The 17,408-nt window shown below is 71.4% G+C and carries 25 protein-coding genes and 1 riboswitch; of the genes, 10 read left to right on the top strand and 15 right to left on the bottom strand.

Annotated elements, in window-relative coordinates:
- Positions 1 to 109: 109 nt before the first annotated feature.
- The 6 genes from H5411_RS01260 (at position 110) to H5411_RS01240 (ending at position 3,974) form a co-directional block, all read left to right on the top strand.
- The gene (locus tag H5411_RS01260) at positions 110 to 1,570 is read left to right on the top strand and encodes an aldehyde dehydrogenase family protein (protein WP_101440240.1); all 1,461 of its coding nucleotides are present in this window, start codon (positions 110 to 112) and stop codon (positions 1,568 to 1,570) included.
- A 31-nt stretch (positions 1,571 to 1,601) separates the two neighbouring features.
- Positions 1,602 to 2,012, top strand: a complete 411-nt coding sequence (locus H5411_RS01255) for a four-helix bundle copper-binding protein (protein ID WP_101440241.1) — start codon at positions 1,602 to 1,604, stop codon at positions 2,010 to 2,012.
- A 6-nt stretch (positions 2,013 to 2,018) separates the two neighbouring features.
- Positions 2,019 to 2,420 carry an SRPBCC family protein gene (locus tag H5411_RS01250; protein WP_101440242.1) on the top strand — a complete coding sequence of 134 codons (402 nt, stop codon included), beginning with the start codon at positions 2,019 to 2,021 and terminating at the stop codon, positions 2,418 to 2,420.
- Positions 2,421 to 2,477: 57 nt separating this feature from the next.
- A complete protein-coding gene (locus H5411_RS01245) occupies positions 2,478 to 2,960 on the top strand; it encodes a hypothetical protein (RefSeq protein WP_183122699.1) in 483 nt (160 codons plus the stop codon).
- A gap of 21 nt (positions 2,961 to 2,981) precedes the next feature.
- Positions 2,982 to 3,419: a DUF4383 domain-containing protein gene (locus H5411_RS49205; RefSeq protein WP_376772077.1), complete on the top strand. Its 438-nt coding sequence runs from the start codon at positions 2,982 to 2,984 to the stop codon at positions 3,417 to 3,419.
- A 114-nt stretch (positions 3,420 to 3,533) separates the two neighbouring features.
- The gene (locus tag H5411_RS01240) at positions 3,534 to 3,974 is read left to right on the top strand and encodes an SRPBCC family protein (protein WP_101440244.1); all 441 of its coding nucleotides are present in this window, start codon (positions 3,534 to 3,536) and stop codon (positions 3,972 to 3,974) included.
- A gap of 21 nt (positions 3,975 to 3,995) precedes the next feature.
- Here H5411_RS01240 and H5411_RS01235 read toward each other — a convergent pair whose 3' ends face one another.
- From H5411_RS01235 to H5411_RS01220, 4 genes are read right to left on the bottom strand one after another with little or no spacing between them, the layout of a single operon-like run.
- Entirely contained in the window at positions 3,996 to 4,490 is a 495-nt protein-coding gene (locus H5411_RS01235) for a GNAT family N-acetyltransferase (RefSeq protein ID WP_101440245.1), read from the bottom strand.
- A gap of 40 nt (positions 4,491 to 4,530) precedes the next feature.
- The gene (locus H5411_RS01230; RefSeq protein WP_101440246.1) at positions 4,531 to 5,517 is read right to left on the bottom strand and encodes a zinc-dependent alcohol dehydrogenase; all 987 of its coding nucleotides are present in this window, start codon (positions 5,515 to 5,517) and stop codon (positions 4,531 to 4,533) included.
- 20 nt (positions 5,518 to 5,537) lie between these two features.
- A complete protein-coding gene (locus H5411_RS01225) occupies positions 5,538 to 6,341 on the bottom strand; it encodes a helix-turn-helix domain-containing protein (RefSeq protein ID WP_183122698.1) in 804 nt (267 codons plus the stop codon).
- Positions 6,342 to 6,345: 4 nt separating this feature from the next.
- Positions 6,346 to 7,062 (bottom strand): nitroreductase family protein, encoded by a 717-nt coding sequence (locus H5411_RS01220; RefSeq protein WP_101440247.1) that lies wholly within the window; start codon positions 7,060 to 7,062, stop codon positions 6,346 to 6,348.
- 70 nt (positions 7,063 to 7,132) lie between these two features.
- On the opposite strand from H5411_RS01220, the gene H5411_RS01215 reads away from it, so the two are divergent.
- On the top strand, positions 7,133 to 8,077 hold the full coding sequence (locus H5411_RS01215) for a LysR family transcriptional regulator (protein WP_101440248.1): 945 nt from the start codon (positions 7,133 to 7,135) through the stop codon (positions 8,075 to 8,077).
- Here H5411_RS01215 and H5411_RS01210 read toward each other — a convergent pair.
- The 3 genes from H5411_RS01210 to H5411_RS01200 form a co-directional block, all read right to left on the bottom strand.
- Positions 8,026 to 8,844: an SDR family oxidoreductase gene (locus H5411_RS01210; protein ID WP_101440249.1), complete on the bottom strand. Its 819-nt coding sequence runs from the start codon at positions 8,842 to 8,844 to the stop codon at positions 8,026 to 8,028. The genes H5411_RS01215 and H5411_RS01210 overlap by 52 nt on opposite strands.
- The gene (locus H5411_RS01205) at positions 8,841 to 9,365 is read right to left on the bottom strand and encodes a TetR/AcrR family transcriptional regulator (RefSeq protein ID WP_244194884.1); all 525 of its coding nucleotides are present in this window, start codon (positions 9,363 to 9,365) and stop codon (positions 8,841 to 8,843) included. Before H5411_RS01205 ends, H5411_RS01210 begins: the two co-directional genes overlap by 4 nt.
- A gap of 116 nt (positions 9,366 to 9,481) precedes the next feature.
- A complete protein-coding gene (locus H5411_RS01200) occupies positions 9,482 to 10,081 on the bottom strand; it encodes a nucleotidyltransferase family protein (protein WP_101440250.1) in 600 nt (199 codons plus the stop codon).
- 124 nt (positions 10,082 to 10,205) lie between these two features.
- Here H5411_RS01200 and H5411_RS01195 point away from each other — a divergent pair, with 124 nt between their 5' ends.
- A complete protein-coding gene (locus tag H5411_RS01195) occupies positions 10,206 to 10,580 on the top strand; it encodes a nuclear transport factor 2 family protein (RefSeq protein WP_101440251.1) in 375 nt (124 codons plus the stop codon).
- A gap of 220 nt (positions 10,581 to 10,800) precedes the next feature.
- Positions 10,801 to 10,901, bottom strand: a riboswitch (glycine riboswitch).
- A 33-nt stretch (positions 10,902 to 10,934) separates the two neighbouring features.
- On the opposite strand, the gene H5411_RS01190 is transcribed toward H5411_RS01195, so the two are convergent.
- Complete coding sequence (locus tag H5411_RS01190) at positions 10,935 to 11,516, bottom strand: MerR family transcriptional regulator (RefSeq protein WP_101440252.1); 582 nt, start codon at positions 11,514 to 11,516, stop codon at positions 10,935 to 10,937.
- 259 nt (positions 11,517 to 11,775) lie between these two features.
- On the opposite strand from H5411_RS01190, the gene H5411_RS01185 reads away from it, so the two are divergent.
- On the top strand, positions 11,776 to 12,405 hold the full coding sequence (locus H5411_RS01185; RefSeq protein WP_101440253.1) for a TetR/AcrR family transcriptional regulator: 630 nt from the start codon (positions 11,776 to 11,778) through the stop codon (positions 12,403 to 12,405).
- A gap of 37 nt (positions 12,406 to 12,442) precedes the next feature.
- Here H5411_RS01185 and H5411_RS01180 read toward each other — a convergent pair whose 3' ends face one another.
- From H5411_RS01180 to H5411_RS47315, 7 genes are all read right to left on the bottom strand, one after another.
- Positions 12,443 to 12,916 carry a bifunctional nuclease family protein gene (locus tag H5411_RS01180; protein WP_009078856.1) on the bottom strand — a complete coding sequence of 158 codons (474 nt, stop codon included), beginning with the start codon at positions 12,914 to 12,916 and terminating at the stop codon, positions 12,443 to 12,445.
- Positions 12,917 to 13,129: 213 nt separating this feature from the next.
- Positions 13,130 to 13,900, bottom strand: a complete 771-nt coding sequence (gene ftsR, locus H5411_RS01175; protein WP_167442090.1) for a transcriptional regulator FtsR — start codon at positions 13,898 to 13,900, stop codon at positions 13,130 to 13,132.
- Positions 13,897 to 14,367, bottom strand: a complete 471-nt coding sequence (garA, locus tag H5411_RS01170; RefSeq protein ID WP_009078859.1) for a glycogen accumulation regulator GarA — start codon at positions 14,365 to 14,367, stop codon at positions 13,897 to 13,899. The genes ftsR and garA overlap by 4 nt, the downstream gene beginning before the upstream one ends.
- A gap of 125 nt (positions 14,368 to 14,492) precedes the next feature.
- On the bottom strand, positions 14,493 to 14,876 hold the full coding sequence (gcvH, locus tag H5411_RS01165) for a glycine cleavage system protein GcvH (RefSeq protein WP_009078861.1): 384 nt from the start codon (positions 14,874 to 14,876) through the stop codon (positions 14,493 to 14,495).
- 46 nt (positions 14,877 to 14,922) lie between these two features.
- A complete protein-coding gene (locus tag H5411_RS01160; RefSeq protein ID WP_183122697.1) occupies positions 14,923 to 15,519 on the bottom strand; it encodes a CDP-alcohol phosphatidyltransferase family protein in 597 nt (198 codons plus the stop codon).
- Between the two features lie 843 nt (positions 15,520 to 16,362).
- Positions 16,363 to 16,596 (bottom strand): hypothetical protein, encoded by a 234-nt coding sequence (locus H5411_RS01155; protein WP_101440256.1) that lies wholly within the window; start codon positions 16,594 to 16,596, stop codon positions 16,363 to 16,365.
- A 351-nt stretch (positions 16,597 to 16,947) separates the two neighbouring features.
- On the bottom strand, positions 16,948 to 17,127 hold the full coding sequence (locus H5411_RS47315; protein ID WP_158242580.1) for a hypothetical protein: 180 nt from the start codon (positions 17,125 to 17,127) through the stop codon (positions 16,948 to 16,950).
- A gap of 28 nt (positions 17,128 to 17,155) precedes the next feature.
- Here H5411_RS47315 and H5411_RS47310 point away from each other — a divergent pair, with 28 nt between their 5' ends.
- Complete coding sequence (locus tag H5411_RS47310; RefSeq protein ID WP_246368617.1) at positions 17,156 to 17,386, top strand: hypothetical protein; 231 nt, start codon at positions 17,156 to 17,158, stop codon at positions 17,384 to 17,386.
- Positions 17,387 to 17,408 lie beyond the last annotated feature (22 nt).

Below are 17,408 nucleotides of genomic sequence, written 5' to 3'. Positions count from 1 at the left end.
GCCCTGGTACCCGGCACCGGCCCGGCGAAACGTCTTCCCGGGCCCGGTCCGGGTTTGCCGGTCCGGCGCCCGGGTAGCCGACCCGCGTACCCGGACGAAAGGACAGGACGTGGGACTGCTCGACGACCGGGGCCGCTGGTCGGGCCGGGTGTTCACCGGCGAGTGGACGCGCACCGGCGCGGCGGCGGCCTCGACCGAACCCTCCACCGGCGACGAACTCGGCGAGGTCGGCACGGCCACCGCCGGCGACCTCGCCCGTTCCGCGGCCAGGGCGGCCGAGCGCGGGCAGGACTGGGCGCACGCCGACTACCGCGAGCGCGCCCGGGTCCTGCGCCGCGCGGCGGCCTTGTTCGAACAGCACCGGGACGAGATCGCCTGCTGGCTCACCCGCGAGGCGGGGAAGACGGCCACCGCGGTCGAGCTCGAACTGGACCTCGCCCTCGACGAACTGCATGAAGCCGCGTCGCTGGCGAGCGCGCCGTGGGGCACGCTGCTGCCCACCACCCAGGAAGGCCGCACGAGCATCGCCCGGCGCGTCCCGTTCGGCGTCGTCGCGGTGATCGCGCCGTGGAACTTCCCGCTCGTCCTCGCCCTGCGCTCCGTCGCCCCGGCGCTGGCGACCGGCAACGCCGTGCTGCTCAAACCCGCGAGCGACACCGCGATCTGCTGCGGCGTCGTCATCGCCCGCCTCTTCGAGGAGGCCGGACTTCCGTCGGGCGTGCTGCACATGCTGCCGGGCAAAGGCAGCGAGCTCGGCACCGCCGTCGCCGACGACCCGCACATCGACATGATTTCCTTCACCGGCTCGACCCCGGTCGGGCGCGAACTGGCCAAGGCCGCGGCCGGCGGGTTCAAGAAGTTCGTCTCCGAACTCGGCGGCAACAACGCGTTCGTCGTGCTCGACGACGCCGACATCCCGGCCGCCGCGGCGGCCGGCGCCTTCGGCAGCTTCGTCCACCAGGGCCAGGTCTGCATGGCTGTGGGCCGGCACCTGGTCGCCGAGGAGATCGCTGACGCTTACGTCGAAGAGCTCACGCGCCTCGCCGACGGCCTCCGGGTCGGCGATCCCCGCGAGGACGTCGATCTCGGCCCGGTCATCACCTCCGGCCAGGCCGACCACATCGACGACGTCGTCCGCCGATCGGTCGACGCGGGCGCGAAAGTCACTGCCGGCGGCGACCGCGACGGCCTGTTCGTCCGCCCGACTGTGCTCGCCGGCGTCTCGCCCGACGCGGCCGCCTTCACCGAGGAAGTCTTCGGCCCGGTAGCGGCCGTCACCACGTTCGCCGACGACGACGAGGCCGTCCGCCTGGCCAACGCCACGCCGTACGGCCTCGTCGCGGGAGTCCACAGCGGATCTTCCGCTCGCGCCCGCGCGGTCGGCGACCGGCTGCACGCCGGGATGATCCACGTCAACGACCAGACCGTGAACGACGAAACCCTCGCGCCGTTCGGCGGGATCGGCGATTCCGGCGGGAGCAGCCGGTTCGGCGCGTTCGTCAACCTCGAGGAATTCACCCGCTGGCAATGGGTCACCGTCCGGGACGAGCAAAGCCACCCCTGCCTCTGAGGCCGGCCGTCCCGCGAAAGGAGAAGACGCCATGACGCTGCCCTTGATCGAAAGCCACCCCGAGCAGCTCGGCGGGCTCGACCCGGCGGCCATCGCGAACTGCGTCGACGAATGCCTCGCCTGCGCCCGCGCGTGCTCGGTCTGCGCCGATGCCTGTCTGTCCGAACGAGATCCAGCCAGTCTGGTCCACTGCATCCGCACCGATCTCGACTGTGCTGACCTCTGCGCCACAACGGCGCGAGTGCTCTCCCGCCGGACCGGGACGCAGAGCGTCGTCGGCACGCTGCTTCAAGCCTGCGCGCAAGCATGTCGAGCGTGCGCCGACGAATGCGAGCGGCACGCCGCCCGCCACCGGCATTGCGCGCTGTGCGCGGAAGCCTGCCGCGGCTGCGCGGACGCCTGCCAGCAACTGCGAGACCATCTCGTCGGCTCCGGGGAGTGATGCGCCATGGCCGAATTCGAATGCGAACGACGGGTCGACGCGGACGCCAGCACCGTGTTCCGCACCGCGGCCGATCGGTCCTCTTTGGACCGCTGGCTGCCCGGCACCGTGCGGGTCCACCCCGCGGAACCGCCCGGCGTCGACGTCGACGTGGCCGGTTCCACCGGCGAACCCGGGCTCCTGCGGGAACGCCGCGACCAGCTCCGGCTCGAGTGGGGACGACGGGGCAGCCCGGACTACAGCGGCTGGCTCCAGGTCGCGTCCGCCGAGGGCGGCACCAGCTACGCGACGCTGCACCTGTCCTTCCTCGGCGACGATCCGCGCAACCACGGCGGCGAACCGGCCGAGGAGGTCGACCGGCAGCTGCGCGAGTCCCTCGACCGGCTGGCCGCCCTGGTCGAGAGCTGAGAAGCCGCGCCCGCCGCTCCCCGGTTGCCCGCGACCGTGCCGGGTATCTCCGCGCGCATGGAGACGTTGCTCGGGATCTATCTCAACGACCAGCTGGCCATGGGACTGGCGTGGCGCGAGCTGGCGCGCCGCGCCGCCCGCAACAACCGGGGCACCGAATTCGAGGTGCCGCTGCGGGAAGTGGCGTCGGCGATCGCGCAGGACCTGGAGACGTTCCGCGGAATCATGCGCGCGGTGCCGGTACGGGCGAATCCCGTCAAGACCGGTTTCGCGTTCGCGGCCGAGCGGCTGGGACGGTTCAAGCCGAACGGCCGGATCGCGTCGTCCTCGCCGCTGAGCCGGTTCTGGGAACTGGAGGCGCTGGCCATGGGAATCGAGGGCAAGAAAATCCTCTGGACCACCCTGCGGGACCAGGCGAACCTGGGAAAACGGCTGGCCGCCGTGGATTTCGACGGCCTCCTCGCCCGCGCGGACCGGCAGCGCTCGCTCCTGGAGCCGGCGCGGGCGCGGGCCGGAGAGGAAGCGTTCGCCCGACGCTGACCAGGAACGTCGGCGCAGCCGATCTCTCCGGCTGGACCGCAGGCGGAAATCCGCGCAGCACAACGGGACTCGCTTGCGAAGGCGCCTCTTTCCCGTAGTTCCGAAGCTGTCTCAGCGGTCGACCCGGCCGTTTGCCCCGCTCGCCGCCGGGTAGCCGGGCCTCCGTCTCCCAGCACGAGACCACCGCTTCCCGGCGGCCGGTCCAGGTGGCGGCCTGCTCGCGGCGGCGGCCGCCCTTGTCGTCGGCATGCCGCGATCGACAAGCACAGCGCCGCCAACTTCGTCCCCCTCGACCACGCCGACGACTGGCTGCACCTCGGCCTCGGGATCGGACTGATCGTCCTCGGCGTCACGGGCACCGCCGGGGAACGCGCCCGCGGCCAGTACCCGCAGGGCAGTCCGGCCGGACAGCTCCCGGAAGACACCTCCGCCGGTCCGCGAAGCCTTCCTGACGACTGACCCCCGTCCGGCGATTCCCCCCGCGCGGAAACGGAAGCGCCGGTTTGTCCCGCCGAGGGGCCGGGTAGCCGGAGAACTCGGCAAGATTCCGCTGAATTCCCGAGGAAAGGTGCCATGGCTGCTGCAGCGCATTACGTCGAGGTCAACGCTCCCGCGCAGGCGTGCTACGACTGGTGGCGGCCGCTGACCCGGCTGCCGGAACTGTTCTCCGACGTCCGGTCGGTCGAAGCCGTCGACCAGGACGGGACGCGCACCCGGTGGAAGGTCGACGGACCGGCGGGGTCCACAGTGGAGTGGGAGGCGCGGATCGTCGAGGACGCGCCGCCGCGCAAGATCGCCTGGACCACGGTGGACGACGCCGATCCGGACGTGCGCAACTCCGGCGTCGTCCGGTTCGAGGACAAGGGCCACGGCCGCACCGGCGTGGAGATTTCGCTCGAATACCGGCCCCCGGCGGGCAAACTGGGCGAGGCGGTCGCGTCGCTGCTGGCCGACCCGCAGAAGAAGGTCGAGCGGGCCGCCGAACAGTTCCAGACCGTCATCGAGGCCCGCTGAGCAGGCCCCGGAGGGACCGGGTCAGGCTGGGCCGGCGGCCAGGCCGCGAGTGAACGCGACCCGGTCCAGCCCGGGCCCGTCGTAGTCCGGAAGCACGTCGGACACCTCGAACCCGAGCCGGGCGTGGTACGCCCGCGAAGCGGTGTTCTGCGGGCTGGTGACGCACTTGACTTTCCGCACGCCCAATTCCCGCACCCGCTCGAAGAACCACTCGTACAACGAGCGGCCGATCCCCTGCCCGTGCAACGCGGGGTCGACGCCGACGAAATGGATGTAGGCGGTCGCCGGGTCGGTCTGCGAGACGAAGCCGATCAGGAAGGCCGCCAACGCCCCGTCCGGACGCTCGACGACGCGGCTGGTCGGGGTGAAGTGCTGGAAGTACAGGCGGGGCACCAGCAGCGCCCGCTCCTTCGCGCCCGCTTCGCCCTTCAACCCGCCCCACCACGGGCCCAGCGCGGCAAGCACGCGCGCGTGGTCGTCTTCGGTCGGCTCGCGGAACGTCAGGTCGGCGCTCATGTCCCGACCTTTTCGTTTTCGCACCCGCCAAGCAACCCAGTTACCGGCGCGGGTCGACGTGGATCTTCGGCGCGCCGGCCGGCCGCTCCCCGCCGAGCACCGCCGCGACCTCGCCCAGCCCGACCGTCGCCGCCACCAGCGGCCGCGGATCCACCTCGCCGGACGCGTACGCGTCGATCGCCTGCTCCAGCCCCGGAGACCCGCTCAGCACGCCGATCGCGGTGACGTCCTTCAACGCCAGCGTCCGCGTGTCCAGCATGCTCGGCCGCCCGGACAGTCCGATGCAGACGATCCGGCCCGCGGGTTCGACCACCTCGGCCGCGAGGGCGGGAGACGCGGGATCGCCGGTCGCGTCCACCACCGCGTCGAACGGCGGCTCCGGAACGCTCGTCCCGGCGGAAAAACCCAAGCCGCGCGCGAATTCCACCGACCACGGCGTCGCGCCCACCAGATAGACCTCGCTGCCCGCGGCCCGCAGGAACAACGCGGTGAGCAGCCCGATCGTCCCCGGGCCGAGCACCAGCACCCGCTCGCCCGCGGCCGCCCGGGCGGCCCGGCACGCGTTGCCGCCCGGTTCGACCAGCGCGCCCGCGACGGGATCCACCCCGTCCGGCAGCTCGTGCAGCGAGCGCACCGGCACCGCGAGGCGTTCGGCGAGGGCCCCCGCCCGGCCGCCGCGGATGCCGACCTCCTGCCGGTCCGCGCAGACGTGCTGGCGGCCGCTCCGGCACCGCCGGCACTCCCCGCATCCGAGCATCGTGTCGCCGGTGACGCGGCGACCGACCCACGCCGGATGCACACCAGGACCGGCCTGCGACACCGTGCCGCACCATTCGTGGCCGAGCCGCATCGGGTACCGGGCGTGCCCGTCGGCGAGGTACTGCATCTCGCCGGTGAAGAACTCGACGTCGGTGCCGCACACCCCGGCCCGCTCCACGTCGACGACGACCTCGCCGACCCCGGCGACCGGCTCCGGCACCTCGGCCGGTCCGGCCTCCCCCGGTCCGGTCACCACGAACGCCCGCATAGCCCCGATCGTAGCGGCGCTCAGCCGGTCACGCGCTCGCGCAAGAACGCCGCGGTCGCCTGATCGGCCGGATAGAACGACTCGATCACCAGCTCGGCGACGGTCACGTCCAGCGGAGTCCCGAAGGTCGCGACAGTGCTGAAGAACGTCAGCTCGACGTCGCCGTGCAGATAGCGCAACGGCACGAAAATGTCGCCGGGGCCGGGGATTTCCACCTCGGGGACCTCGTCGTCGCACGGATAGCCCCGCAGCTCCTCCAGCAGCTCCGCCAGCCCGGCGTCCGCGGTCTGCTCGACCTGACGGCGCAATCGGCCCAGCAGATGCGCCCGCCACTCCCCGAGGTTCAGCACCCGCGGCGCCATCCCGTCCGGGTGCAGCGTGGCGCGCAGGACGTTCACCGGGCCGGTCAGCAGCGACGGCGCGACGCCTTCGGTGAGCACGCCGAGGCTGAGGTTGGCGTCGACGAGGTTCCAGCCGCGGTCGACGACCGCCGCCGGGTACGGGTCGTGCCCGGCCAGCAGCCGCCGGACGGCCTCGCGGATCACGGTCATTTCCGGCGCTCCGATGTCGGACTCGCCGTAGGCCGGCGCGTAGCCCGCGGCGAGCAGCAGGCGGTTGCGTTCGCGCAGCGGGATGTCGAGGTGCTCGCCCAGGCGCAGCACCATGTCGCGGCTCGGCTTGGACCGGCCGGTCTCCACGAAGCTCAGGTGGCGCGTCGAGATGTCCGCGGAAATCGCGAGGTCGAGCTGGCTGATGCGGCGGCGGTCGCGCCATTCCCGGAGCAGTTCGCCGATCGGGGCCTTCACCGTGGTCGTCACCCGCACGACGCTACGGCGTCGCCGGTCGCGAGACCATTACCCCCGAGGTAACGGCGCCGTGCACCACCAGCGCTTCGCCGAGCGGTTTGCGTTCGAGGTCCGGCACCTCGCAGTCCGGCGCGGGATAGCCGACCGGGAACAGGATGTACGGGCGTTCGGTCGCCGGGCGCTGGAAGACCTCGGTGAGGAAGCCCATCGGGTTCGGCGTGTGAGTGAGCGTCGCGAGACCCATCGTGTGCAGCGCGGTGATGAACATGCCGCACGCGATGCCGACGCTCTCGTTGACGTAGTAATTCTTCCGCAGCGAACCGTCCGGCAGCGGCGTGCTCTTCTGCGCGAACGCGACCACCAGCCACGGCGCGATCTCGAGGAACTCCTTGTGCTCATCGGTCTCGAGCCGGGCGAGCGCGGCGTGCCAGTCCGGCGCGCTGCGCTCCCGGTAGAACTTCCGCTCCTCGACCTCGGCCGCCTCGCGGACCGCACGCTTGACGTCCGGGTCGGCCGTCGCGACGAACGTCCACGGCTGGTGGTGTGCCCCGCTCGGCGCGGTGTTCGCGATCCGCACCGCGGTCTCGATCGCCTCGAGCGGCACCGGGTCCGGGGAGAACCAGCGGACCGACCGGCGCCGGTCGAGCAGCCGGTACAGCTCCTGCCCGCGCGCGAGGCTTTCCTCCGGGGACAGCCGCGGCGGCGCGTACGGGACGAACGGGTGCTGGTGCCGGGTCATGTCTCGACCCTGCCGCGGCACCGGTCATCGGTCCAGTTCACATTTCTGGTAAAGGACATAAGCTGAGCTCATGAATCCGTCGTTGCGCCAGCTCGAGTATCTGGTCGCGGTCGCGGACACCGGCGGCCTCACCGCGGCCGCGGACAGCTGCCACGTGTCGCAGTCCGCGGTCTCGCTGGCGCTCGCTTCGCTGGAGCGGACTCTGGGCGTGCAGCTCATCCTGCGCGGCCCCGGCCGGACGACCGCGCTGACCGACGCCGGCCGCCAGGTCGTCGGCGAGGCCCGCGCGGTGCTCACCTCGGTCGCCGAACTCGGCACCGCCGCCCGCGACTTCGGCCACGACCTCGCCGGACGCTTGAACTTGGGCTGCTACACGCCCCTCGCGCCGCTGCACGTGCCCGCCGCGCTGGCGACCTTCCGCGCCCAGCACCCGGAAGTCGAGGTCACGTTCGTCGAAGGCACCCTGCCGGACCTGCAGCGTCTCCTGCTGGAGGGCCGTTGCGACCTCGCCGTGCTGTACCGGCAAGATCTCGTGCCCGGAATCGCGGTGGACAAGCTGTACGACCAGCCGCCCAGCGTGCTCCTCCCGCCGGACCATCCGCAGGCGCGCCGCAAGACGGTTTCATTGCGCGCCTTGGCCGACGAGCCGTTCATCCTGCTGGACGTACCGCCGTCGGAGCGCTATTTCCGGGACGTCTTCGCCGCCGTCGGCCTCCCGATGCCCGTCGCGCATCGCACGACGAGTTTCGAGCTGGCCCGCGCATTGGTCGCGCGGGGTCTCGGCTACACGCTGTCGGTGCAGCGCCCGCCGTTGGAACTTTCCGTCGAGGGCACACCGTTCGCCGTACGCCCGTTGCGCGAGCGAGTCCCGACAACACCGGTCGTGCTCGCCCGCGCGGAGGGCGCGCGGTTGACCCGGCGAGCCGAAACGTTCCGCACCTTCTGCCGCGAGTTTTTTCGGGTCTACAGCGTAATTCCGCGCGGTTCGCGCCCCAGAAGTTCGGCCAGCACCTGACTCGTCTCGGCGAAGTGGCCTTGGCGAGAGGCCTGGAACATCGTGAGCTTCATGCGCGCGATCTCCTCCGGCTCGCCCGCGGTCCACTCCTCGTCGTCCACGACTACCCGCTTCACCTCGCGTCCGCTGACCCGGGACGCGAGTTCGGCCACGTCGTCGAACGTCACCGCCTGCCGCGCGGTCAGTGTCACCGGACCGTCGAACGCCCGGTTCCCGGCAAGGATCACCGCCGCCGCTTCGGCGACGTCAGCCCGGTCGGTCCAGGAAACCGGGCCGTCCGCCGGGGCCGTGATCACCCCGTCCTCCCGCCAGTTCCCGAGCAGCCAGCCGATGCTGTGCGCGTAAAACCCGTTGCGCAGCGCCGTCCACGCGACCCCGGATTCGGCGAGAATCCGCTCGGTCGCCGCGTGCTCCGGCCCCGGCGGAAACGGAGTGTCCATGCGGGAATTCTGATGGCTGGTGTACAGAATCCGTTGCGCTCCAGCGTCTACCGCCGCCTCGATGCCCGCACGGTGCAGGCTGACCCCGTCCGCGTGCGGATCGTTCGAGGACACGAGGAGAACCTTTTCCGCCCCCTCGAACGAATTCCTCAGCGCTGCCGGGTCCTCATAGGAACCCCGCCGCACCCGCACGCCTCGGTCCGCGAAGTGCCGCGCCTTGGCGACATCCCGGACGCTGACGCCGATCTCCTCCGCCGGAACCCGCTTGAGGAGGTGCTCCACTGTCGCTCCGTTCAGCGCACCGGTCGCCCCCATGATCACGATCATGTCCGGATTCCCTTCCGCAGCAATGGAAGCAGGATGTCGTCCACGACATGCCGCACGAACCGGTCGTCGCACCGCTGTCCGGCGAAGACGATCCGATGCACGATCACCCCTGGCGCGACCTCGGCGAACAACTCAGCCGCACCAGGCGCCAGCTCTTCGCCCCGCAGCCGATCCGTCATCGCCGTTTGGTCCCGGCGCAGAATGCGGCGCATCTCTTCGGCCAACCGGGGATCGCCGCGCATGCCCGCGAACAGCGCGCCCAGCACCCCGATCTCCTGCTCGGCGATCTCCCGGGCCAGCCACCGCACGACGGCCAGCAGGTTTTCCCGCAGTCCGCCGCCTCCCGGCTCGGGCGGAGCAGACCCTTGCCGCTGCTCCACCGCCGCCGCGACCAAGGCCGCTTTGTCGCGGTACCGCCGGTAAATCGTCGTCTTGGCCACGCCCGCACGGGCCGCGATCGCCTCGATCGACAGCTGGTCGTAGCCCACCTCGGTCAGCAACGCCAAGGCCGCCTCGTGCATCGCGACATCCCTCCGGACATCGCGCGGCCTGCCCACTCCTGACGACTCCGACACCTGCGCCCACTTTCGATACGCTACTGTCCCGTATCGAAAGTACGCCATCTTCGAGGCGTGCGTCAACCGGGCCACGGCAGGACGGTCAGCTCCGGCCATTGTTCTTGCCAGCGCCGGGCTTTCGCCTCGTAGCTGCTCCGCGGCGCGTGCCCGGGATTGGGCCGCACGACGAGGTTGAAGACGTCGGCGAACCCGTGCGGCGCATAGACCCGCCACTCCCCTTCGCTGCCCAGCCGGACCCCGAGGCAAGACGTCGCGGACGGGAACGAGTCGATGGCCGCTTCGGTGGACGAGTACGGCGCGCACGGAATGCCGAAGTGGTCTTCGTACCAGAGGTGCACCCGCGCCTCGTTGCGGATCTCCACTGTCGCCGGGAGATCCCCGAACCGCCGGGCACCCTCCTCGATCACCGAGTTCTCCGCTTCCCAGCTGAGGTCGGAATCGTCGAAGTAGAACAGGTCGTAGTCCTTGATGCCCTCGGCGGGCGGACGTCCGGTCACCGCGTTCCACACGGTCTGGCACAGGCAGCCCGCGGTCAGGTACCAGCCGGGAAGATCCAGGGCCGCCGCGCGGCCGAGCACTTCCGGCACCAGGTCGTTGCGAGTCGCGATCTCGCGGAACTTCTCGAGTTGCCCGTCGATGGTCAGGCGGCCGTAGTCCATGCCCCGGTTTAGCACGGCCAGCCGGTTACCTCCCGGGTAATCGACCAGCCGCCGATCCTCCGCCAGGCTTGGCCCTACCGAAACCGGGACACCGAAAACCCGGCCGACACAAGGAGAACCCGTCATGACCGCCATCGCCCCGACCGCCGCCGACCTCGCCCGCCGCTACGTCGACGTCTGGAACGAGACCGACCCGCAGCGGCGCCGCCAGCTCGTCTCGGAGGTCTTCGCGCCGGGCGCGACCTACACCGACCCTCTCGGCGCGGTCGCCGGACAGGACGAGATCGACGGATTCATCGGCGGCGCGCAGGCGCAGTTCGCCGGGCTCGTCTTCAGCCTGCCCGCGGAGCCGGACGCGCACCACGATCTCGCGCGGTTCCAGTGGCACCTGTCGGCTCCGGGCGACCCGGACCCGATCGCGATCGGCTTCGACGTGGTCGAGATCGCCGACGGCCGGATCGCCAAGGTGCACGGCTTCCTGGACAAGATGCCGGGCTGACGCGCCGAAAACCGCCGGGCATGTGGTCTTGACCACAGCTGGAGGTTCAGACCACCCGGGAGGTCTGAACCTCACCGGCGCACACGCGCGAAGGCGTGGCCCTCCCCACTCTGTCCGTACCCCGCGGGGCGCCTGAGAGTTTCACCCGCGTGGATAGCCGGGTTTGCACCGTCGGCGGCACCGGCTGGTGGTCTCCTGCCGATGCGCTTTCCAGAGGCGTCTCGTCCGCGCGGTCCAGGGTGCCTGAGAGGTTCCGGGGAGGACTTGCTCCTTCGGCGCCGGGCCGGGGATGCCCGGTCCGGTCTCTCCCGCGCGGGATCGTCGATCGCGCGCCCAGTCTAGCGCGGAGGAAGATCAGCCCGTGCGGCGGGCGTTGCGGCGCTGCGTCAGCTCGTCCGGCACGACGGCCTCGACCAGTCCGCCGTCGGCGCGTTCGGCCGGGAACTCGTGGATCGTGCCGCTGATCTCCTGCATCGCCCCGCTCACCGCGATGCCGAACACGCCCTGGCCGCCCTGGAGCAGATCCACGATCTCCTCCGGCGACGTGCATTCGTACACCGTGGTGCCGTCGGAGAACAGCGTGACCTTCGCCAGGTCGCGCACCCCGCGCACGCGCAGGTGGTCCACCGCCACGCGGATGTTCTGCAGCGAGACCCCGGTGTCCAGCAGGCGTTTCACGACCTTGAGGACCAGGATGTCCTTGAACGAGTAGAGCCGCTGCGACCCCGAACCGTGCGCCGTCCGGATGCTGGGCGCGACCAGCTTCGTGCGCGCCCAGTAGTCCAGCTGACGGTAGGTGATCCCGGCGATCTGGCAGGCCGCGGGACCGCGGTAGCCGACCAGCTCGTCGGGCAGCGAGGCGTCGGGGAACAGCTCGCCCTGCTCGCCGTCGGCGACAGGTCCGGCGGGTTTCTCCGGACGACCAGCCTCGACCACCGCAAGCCTCCCCTCGCCCGGCCTCGCGGCGGGGCGTTCGACAGGCCGGTCGAGCCCAGGATCGGGATCGGCCGGGGAAAACTGCCACGAGCGCGCCGGGTCGGCGAATCACATCGTGGCGATTTACCGCCTTTGACGGTAAGGCTGCGCCGCGACCCGGTCAACGCGACGCGCGGCGCCCCTCAAGCCCGTGTCGAGGCTTTGGCCCGTTCGCCGTACGGGATTGCCCTGGTTTACTCAGCCGAGTAACTTATTACTCATGCAGGTAAGCATCGACACGCAAGCCGAACTCGGCCTCAGCGTCACCGAGGCGACCACCCGGGCGCAGATCATCGGCGCGACCATCGCCACGATCGCCGACCACGGGTACGCGCGCACCACCTTCGCGCGCATCAAGGAGCGGGCCGGGCTCAGCAGCACGCGGCTGATCTCGTACCACTTCACGAACAAGGCCGGCCTCATGCAGGCGGTGCTGAGCACGGTGTCCGAGACCAAATCGGAATACCTGCGCCGGCGCAGCGAAGGCCTCGACCCGGCGGACCGGCCGGGGAACCTCCGCGCGTACATCGAAACCTCGGTCGCGTTCCTGCGCGACTATCCGCACTGCGAGCGGGTGCTGGTCGAGATGGCCGCGCACGCCGACGACCGCGACGGCTGGGCGATGACCGGCGTCATGGTCGGGCAGCTGCGCACCGGTGCGCTGCGGCGGCAGCTGGAACAAGGCCGCGAAGAGGGAGCGTTCGGCGACATCTCGCCGGACATCGCGGCGCTCTCGATCGCGCAGGCCATCGACGGGGTCGCGGCCGCGTACGCCGCGGATCCGGCCATCGACCTGGACCGCTACGGCCGGGAGCTGGCCGACCTGTTCGCCCGCGCCACCGCGCGGTGAACGCTGCCCGGCGGGACGCCGCCGGGCAGGGGGCCGGTCAGGTGTCGGCGCCGCGGAAGTCTTCCGGGGACACGGAGTCGAGGAACTCGCGGAACTTCTCGACCTCGTCCTCCTGCTCGTCCGGGATGATCAGCCCGGCTTCCTCGAGCACCGCGTCGACCGCGTGGATCGGGACGCCGATCCGCAGCGCCAGCGCGACCGAATCGCTCGGGCGGGCCGAGACCCGGATGTCGCCGTCGAAGACCAGCTCGGCGAAGAACGTGCCTTCCTTGAGGTCGGTGATCACGACCTGCTCGAGCTCGCGGCCGAGCGCGCCGATGACCTCTTTGAGGAGATCGTGGGTCAGCGGCCGGGCGGGCCGGACGCCTTGCTGTTCGAGGGCGATCGCGGTGGCTTCGACCGAGCCGATCCAGATCGGCAGGTACCGCTCGCCCTCGGTCTCCCGCAGCAACAAGATCGGCTGATTGGCGGGCAGTTCGACCCGCACTCCGACGACGCGCATCTCGCTCATCGGGCTTCGCCTCCCTCTCGTGCACACGGGCCGCAGCGCTGGCGACGGCTGACGACCGTTGTCTCCGACGCTACCCGTCATCCGGGCGCTGTGCTCGCTCGCAGCGGACTTTCTCGGTTCGTGGTCTCGCGAACCGTCTCTCACGGTACGGCATCCCGGCGCTCAGGTTCAGTCATTGACAAGTGACGAAAACCGCGTCTCGGGCATGCGGGGTCAATCGCCGGCGACCCCGCGGATGCCGGCTTTGACGAGGAGCGTGTGCAGCGTGACCGACAGCGCGGCCAGCTCGCGCACGACCTCGTCCGCGCGGGCTTTCGCGTCCGCGTCACGATGCCGGTACGCCGGGGTCACGATCTGCTCCAGCAGGCCGACCTCGCGGTCGGCCGCGGCGCGGAACGCGCGCAGATGCCGCGGTTCGAGCCCGAATTCGGTCATCGCCTTGACGGTGCGCGCGATCAGCACCGATTCCGGGCCGAAAAAACCCGCCGCGCCGGGGCGCAGCAGGCCGTACTGGCACAGCTCGGCCAGCATCGCGTCGTCGATGCCCGCCTGGTCCAGCAGGTCTTCCTGGGTGAGCCGGGTGTCCGGCCCGGTCTCGAAGTCCGCCGCCGCGGGCAGTCCGGCCGGATCGCTCCCGTCGCCGAGCGGCACGAGCCGCCGCGGCAGCTGGGGGGCCGCCGGGACCGGCGCGGGCGGTTGCGCGCCCGCGTCGGCCGCGTCGAGCTGCTCCTTGATGACCTTCAGCGGGAGGTAGTGGTCGCGCTGCGCCGACAGCACGTACCGCAGGCGTTCCACGTCCGCGGGCGAGAACTGCCGGTATCCCGAGGGCGTGCGGCCCGGGCGGACCAGGCCTTCCGCCTCGAGGAAGCGGATCTTGGAAATCGTGACATCGGGGAAGTCCCCGCGCAGCTGCGCGAGCACCGCCCCGATGCTCAACCCGTCCCGCCGGGCCTCCTGACGACCGGGCTGCCCGGCCGCCGTCACTGCGCCCCCTGGCCCCCGTGCCCCGGGCCGGTCAGGAAGACCAGGCGGAACTTGCCGATCTGCACCTCGTCGCCGCCGGCGAGGACGGCCTGGTCGACCGGCTCGCGGTTGACGTAGGTGCCGTTCAGGCTGCCCACGTCGATCACGACGAACTCCCCGCCCTCGCGCCGGAATTCCGCGTGGCGGCGGGAAACCGTGACGTCGTCGAGGAAGATGTCGCTGTCGGGGTGCCGTCCCGCGCTGGTGGTGTCGCGGTCGAGCAGGAAGCGGGAGCCCGCGTTGGGCCCGCGCTTCACGACCAGGAGGGCGGAACCCGGCGGAAGGGCGTCGACGCCCTGCACCGGTGCCTCGGCGGCCGGCGCGGACTCCTGCTGGCCTTCCATGTCGGCCAGGAAATCGGCCCGGAAGACAGAGGTCCGCTCCGGAGACTGCTCCGGGGGAACGCCGGGCCCGTCGTTCGTGCTCACCTGAGCTCTCCTCTACGCATGAAGTGTTGTCATCGACCAAGAACGTGTAGCTGCCAACGTACCGTGCCCGACCGGCCCGGAACCCTCGGGCTCCCCTTGAGGCTCCGGGTGCCGGGCCGGGCGGCTCAGCCCTTGATGAGCGCCTGGTAGGCCTCGGCCTCGAGCAGCGCCTCGAGACCGGCCGGGTCGTCGAGCCGGATCTCCACGAGCCAGCCCTCGCCGTAGGGGTCGGAGTTGATGAGCTCCGGCGAATCGGAGACCGCGGAGTTGACGGCCACGATCTCGCCGTCGACCGGCGCGAACAGCTCCGAGACGCTCTTCGTGGACTCGACCTCGCCGAACGGGTCCCCCGCGCCGACCTGCTTGCCGACCTCGGGCAGGTCGACGAACACGACGTCGCCGAGCTGGTCCTGCGCGTACTCGGTGATGCCCACCCGCACGAGCGAACCCTCGCGGGTCGCGACCCACTCGTGTTCCTCGGTGTAGCGCAGTTCTTCCGGAGTGGTCAACGCCGCTCCCCTTCCTGATGCTGGCTTTCCTGCGGACAATCTTCTATCACCGGGTGCGCAGCGCGCGAGCCGCCTGCACGACGTAGAGCGCGCCGGACCAGACATACAGGACGCCGCCCCACACCATGAACGCGTACGCGATCGGCCGCGCGACCGCGGCTACGTCCGAGCCGCCCTGCGTGAGCAGCAGGAACGGGAAGGCGTACATCAGGACGAAGGTCGCGCCCTTGCCGATGTAGGTGACCTCGGGCGGCGCGAACCCGCCGCGGCGCAGCAGCAGCACGCAGACGCCCAGGACCAGCTCGCGCAGCACCAGCGGGACGACGACCCACCACGGGACGATGTCGCGGATCAGGAACGCGACGAGCGTGGCGAGGATGTAGAGCCGGTCCGCGGCGGGGTCGAGCAGCTGCCCGAGCCGCGACATCTGGTCCAGCCAGCGGGCGAGCTTGCCGTCGAGCCAGTCGGTGAGCGCGGAGAAGATCAGCAGGGCGAGCGCCCAGCCGTCCTCTTTCGGGCCGAGCAGCAGCCACAGGAACACCGGGACGCCCGCCAGGCGCAGCAGGGACAGCAGGTTGGGAACGTTGAGCGCCTGCCGCCACAGGGAGGGCTCCGTCTTGGGCTCGTCGGGGACCGTGGTCACGCGGCCAGCCTAGAGCGAGCGCGGGCGCGAGGTTTCTCCCGGCGGGTGAAGTTCAGGGGTTCCGCCTCGGCAGGCGGCGGTCCGGGGCGCGAAGGGCGGGCGGCCTTGGCGCCCGCTTGCCGCAGTCGGTGCCTCCCGCCCAGACGGAGCGGCATCGCTGGTCGGCGCGGCGTCTGGTTCTCGGGCGTCCCCAAGTGAGCCTTTCGCACTAGCGCGCGGGGCTTCTCGCCCCCTGCCGACAGGCCGGGCTCGCGAGGCCGAGGTCGGCGAGGGCCTTTGAGGGAATCGGTGCCCCTCACGGACTTCTGCGGGTGCGAAGCCCTAGGGGCCGTCTCGGCTCAACGGGTGCTCCGCATCGCGACAGCGAACCCGCAAGCACACCGCGCTGCCGAGAACGTCCCAAGGTGGCAGTGAATGCGTCAGATGCGCCCAATGCGGCGTTCGGTGCATTGAACCCACCCGATGTGCCGCATGCGGGCGCTCAGCGCGGCGGAGGATCGAACGGACCCTGCTCGTCCGGCGCTGGACCGATTCCGCCGACGGCGCGAGCAGATCGGCCACGCGAGCGCATCGCTCGCGGGAGCGGATCGGCGGCGCAAGCAGACCGGCGGCCCGGGTGGATCGACCGCAAGCGGGTCGGCGGCACACGGCCGCACGGGCGATGCCCCGCGCGTGAATCGATGCCGGGGACGAATCGGCACCGGGGCGTATCCGCACCCGGGAACGCATCCGCGCCCGGGGCCGAAGCCGGGGGTGAATCGGTGCGGTGGCACGGAATCCGGCGGATCCGCCGGGCCGCGGCCGGAACCCCTCCCCGGTTCCGGCCGCGGTCCGGCGGAAGTCTCAGCGGGTGTGCCGCCTGCTGGCCGCGCGGCGGTGGCTCCATCCGCGGCGCCGCAGCTGCGCGTTGCTCAGCGTTTCCGGACGGCCGCGGCCGTCGGTGCCCACCCAGCGCGGGCGCACGGCTCCGGCTTCGAGGACGTAGGGGCGGCCGCCGCACCACACCACGCTGCAGGGTTCGGTCGGCGGGTCGGTCGGGGCGTCGGGGTCGGCTGCGGGGGCGGTTTCGGGGCTCATGCTCTCGGTGACTCGTGCTCTCTGGCGTCGGGCTTCGGGGACCTGGAGCGCGCGGGGCGCCTGTCCTGTACGTCGGCGCGGGCCCGCCGAGCGTTAACCGCCCCGGGCCGGATTCCTCCGAACGATGCGCCCCGGCGATGCGGATTTCTCAGTCCGGAACCGGAAACCAACCGTCCACAGTAGACTGAACACCGGCCGCTCCGGTGTGTCGGTGCCGCTCAGCGGGGGCGCGAGGGGCCAGAATGAGCGCGACCCCGGAGAAAGGATCGCGGTGCTCCCGTCGAAAACCGTGTACGGGCCGCTGTGCGCGGCTGTGGTGGTTTTGCCCGCGCTCACCGCCTGTTCGGGGGATCAAGCGCCACCCGCGGCCGCGTCGTCGGCGCCCTCCGCGATCGCCTCGGCCGCGCCGAGCACGCACGCTCCGCCGCCGCTGCCGCAGACCGCCGGCGCGAGCAGCCCGCCCGCCGCGCCCAGCAGCACCGCGGCCGCGCCGAAGCCGTCGAACCAGCCTCCGCCGTCCGCTCCGGGCACGTGCGGCACCGTCACCGCGGCGAGCGGGATGACGTTGTACGTCTACGACAACAAAGCCATCCCGTGCGCGGACGCGATGGCTCTGGTCGAGAAGTTCCACCAGGCGATCAACGGCCGCCAGGCCGCGGGCTCGAACAACCCGGTCAACGCGACCGTCGACGGCTGGCTGTGCGTTTCCGGCCCGCCCGCCGCGCAGGGCGGCACCACGTGCAGCAAGGGCGAGCAGACCGTGCTGGCGGCGGTGGTTCCGGCCGAGTAACGACACCCGGCCGGAACCGCTT

It is taken from the genome of Amycolatopsis echigonensis (assembly GCF_014174495.1).
GTDB classification, from domain to species: domain Bacteria; phylum Actinomycetota; class Actinomycetes; order Mycobacteriales; family Pseudonocardiaceae; genus Amycolatopsis; species Amycolatopsis echigonensis.
This window is presented reverse-complemented; position numbering and strand designations above follow the sequence as displayed.

What these genes read in the sequence shown, in the direction of transcription:
- H5411_RS01255 (WP_101440241.1), top strand. Translation starts at nt 1,602, where the DNA reads ATGACGCTGCCCTTGATCGAAAGCCACCCCGAGCAGCTCGGCGGGCTC.
- H5411_RS01250 (WP_101440242.1), top strand. Translation starts at nt 2,019, where the DNA reads ATGGCCGAATTCGAATGCGAACGACGGGTCGACGCGGACGCCAGCACC.
- H5411_RS01245 (WP_183122699.1), top strand. Translation starts at nt 2,478, where the DNA reads ATGGAGACGTTGCTCGGGATCTATCTCAACGACCAGCTGGCCATGGGA.
- H5411_RS01240 (WP_101440244.1), top strand. Translation starts at nt 3,534, where the DNA reads ATGGCTGCTGCAGCGCATTACGTCGAGGTCAACGCTCCCGCGCAGGCG.
- H5411_RS01235 (WP_101440245.1), bottom strand. Translation starts at nt 4,490, where the DNA reads ATGAGCGCCGACCTGACGTTCCGCGAGCCGACCGAAGACGACCACGCG.
- H5411_RS01230 (WP_101440246.1), bottom strand. Translation starts at nt 5,517, where the DNA reads ATGCGGGCGTTCGTGGTGACCGGACCGGGGGAGGCCGGACCGGCCGAG.
- H5411_RS01220 (WP_101440247.1), bottom strand. Translation starts at nt 7,062, where the DNA reads ATGACCCGGCACCAGCACCCGTTCGTCCCGTACGCGCCGCCGCGGCTG.
- H5411_RS01215 (WP_101440248.1), top strand. Translation starts at nt 7,133, where the DNA reads ATGAATCCGTCGTTGCGCCAGCTCGAGTATCTGGTCGCGGTCGCGGAC.
- H5411_RS01210 (WP_101440249.1), bottom strand. Translation starts at nt 8,844, where the DNA reads ATGATCGTGATCATGGGGGCGACCGGTGCGCTGAACGGAGCGACAGTG.
- H5411_RS01205 (WP_244194884.1), bottom strand. Translation starts at nt 9,365, where the DNA reads ATGCACGAGGCGGCCTTGGCGTTGCTGACCGAGGTGGGCTACGACCAG.
- H5411_RS01200 (WP_101440250.1), bottom strand. Translation starts at nt 10,081, where the DNA reads ATGGACTACGGCCGCCTGACCATCGACGGGCAACTCGAGAAGTTCCGC.
- H5411_RS01195 (WP_101440251.1), top strand. Translation starts at nt 10,206, where the DNA reads ATGACCGCCATCGCCCCGACCGCCGCCGACCTCGCCCGCCGCTACGTC.
- H5411_RS01185 (WP_101440253.1), top strand. Translation starts at nt 11,776, where the DNA reads ATGCAGGTAAGCATCGACACGCAAGCCGAACTCGGCCTCAGCGTCACC.
- H5411_RS01180 (WP_009078856.1), bottom strand. Translation starts at nt 12,916, where the DNA reads ATGAGCGAGATGCGCGTCGTCGGAGTGCGGGTCGAACTGCCCGCCAAT.
- H5411_RS01155 (WP_101440256.1), bottom strand. Translation starts at nt 16,596, where the DNA reads ATGAGCCCCGAAACCGCCCCCGCAGCCGACCCCGACGCCCCGACCGAC.
- H5411_RS47310 (WP_246368617.1), top strand. Translation starts at nt 17,156, where the DNA reads ATGACGTTGTACGTCTACGACAACAAAGCCATCCCGTGCGCGGACGCG.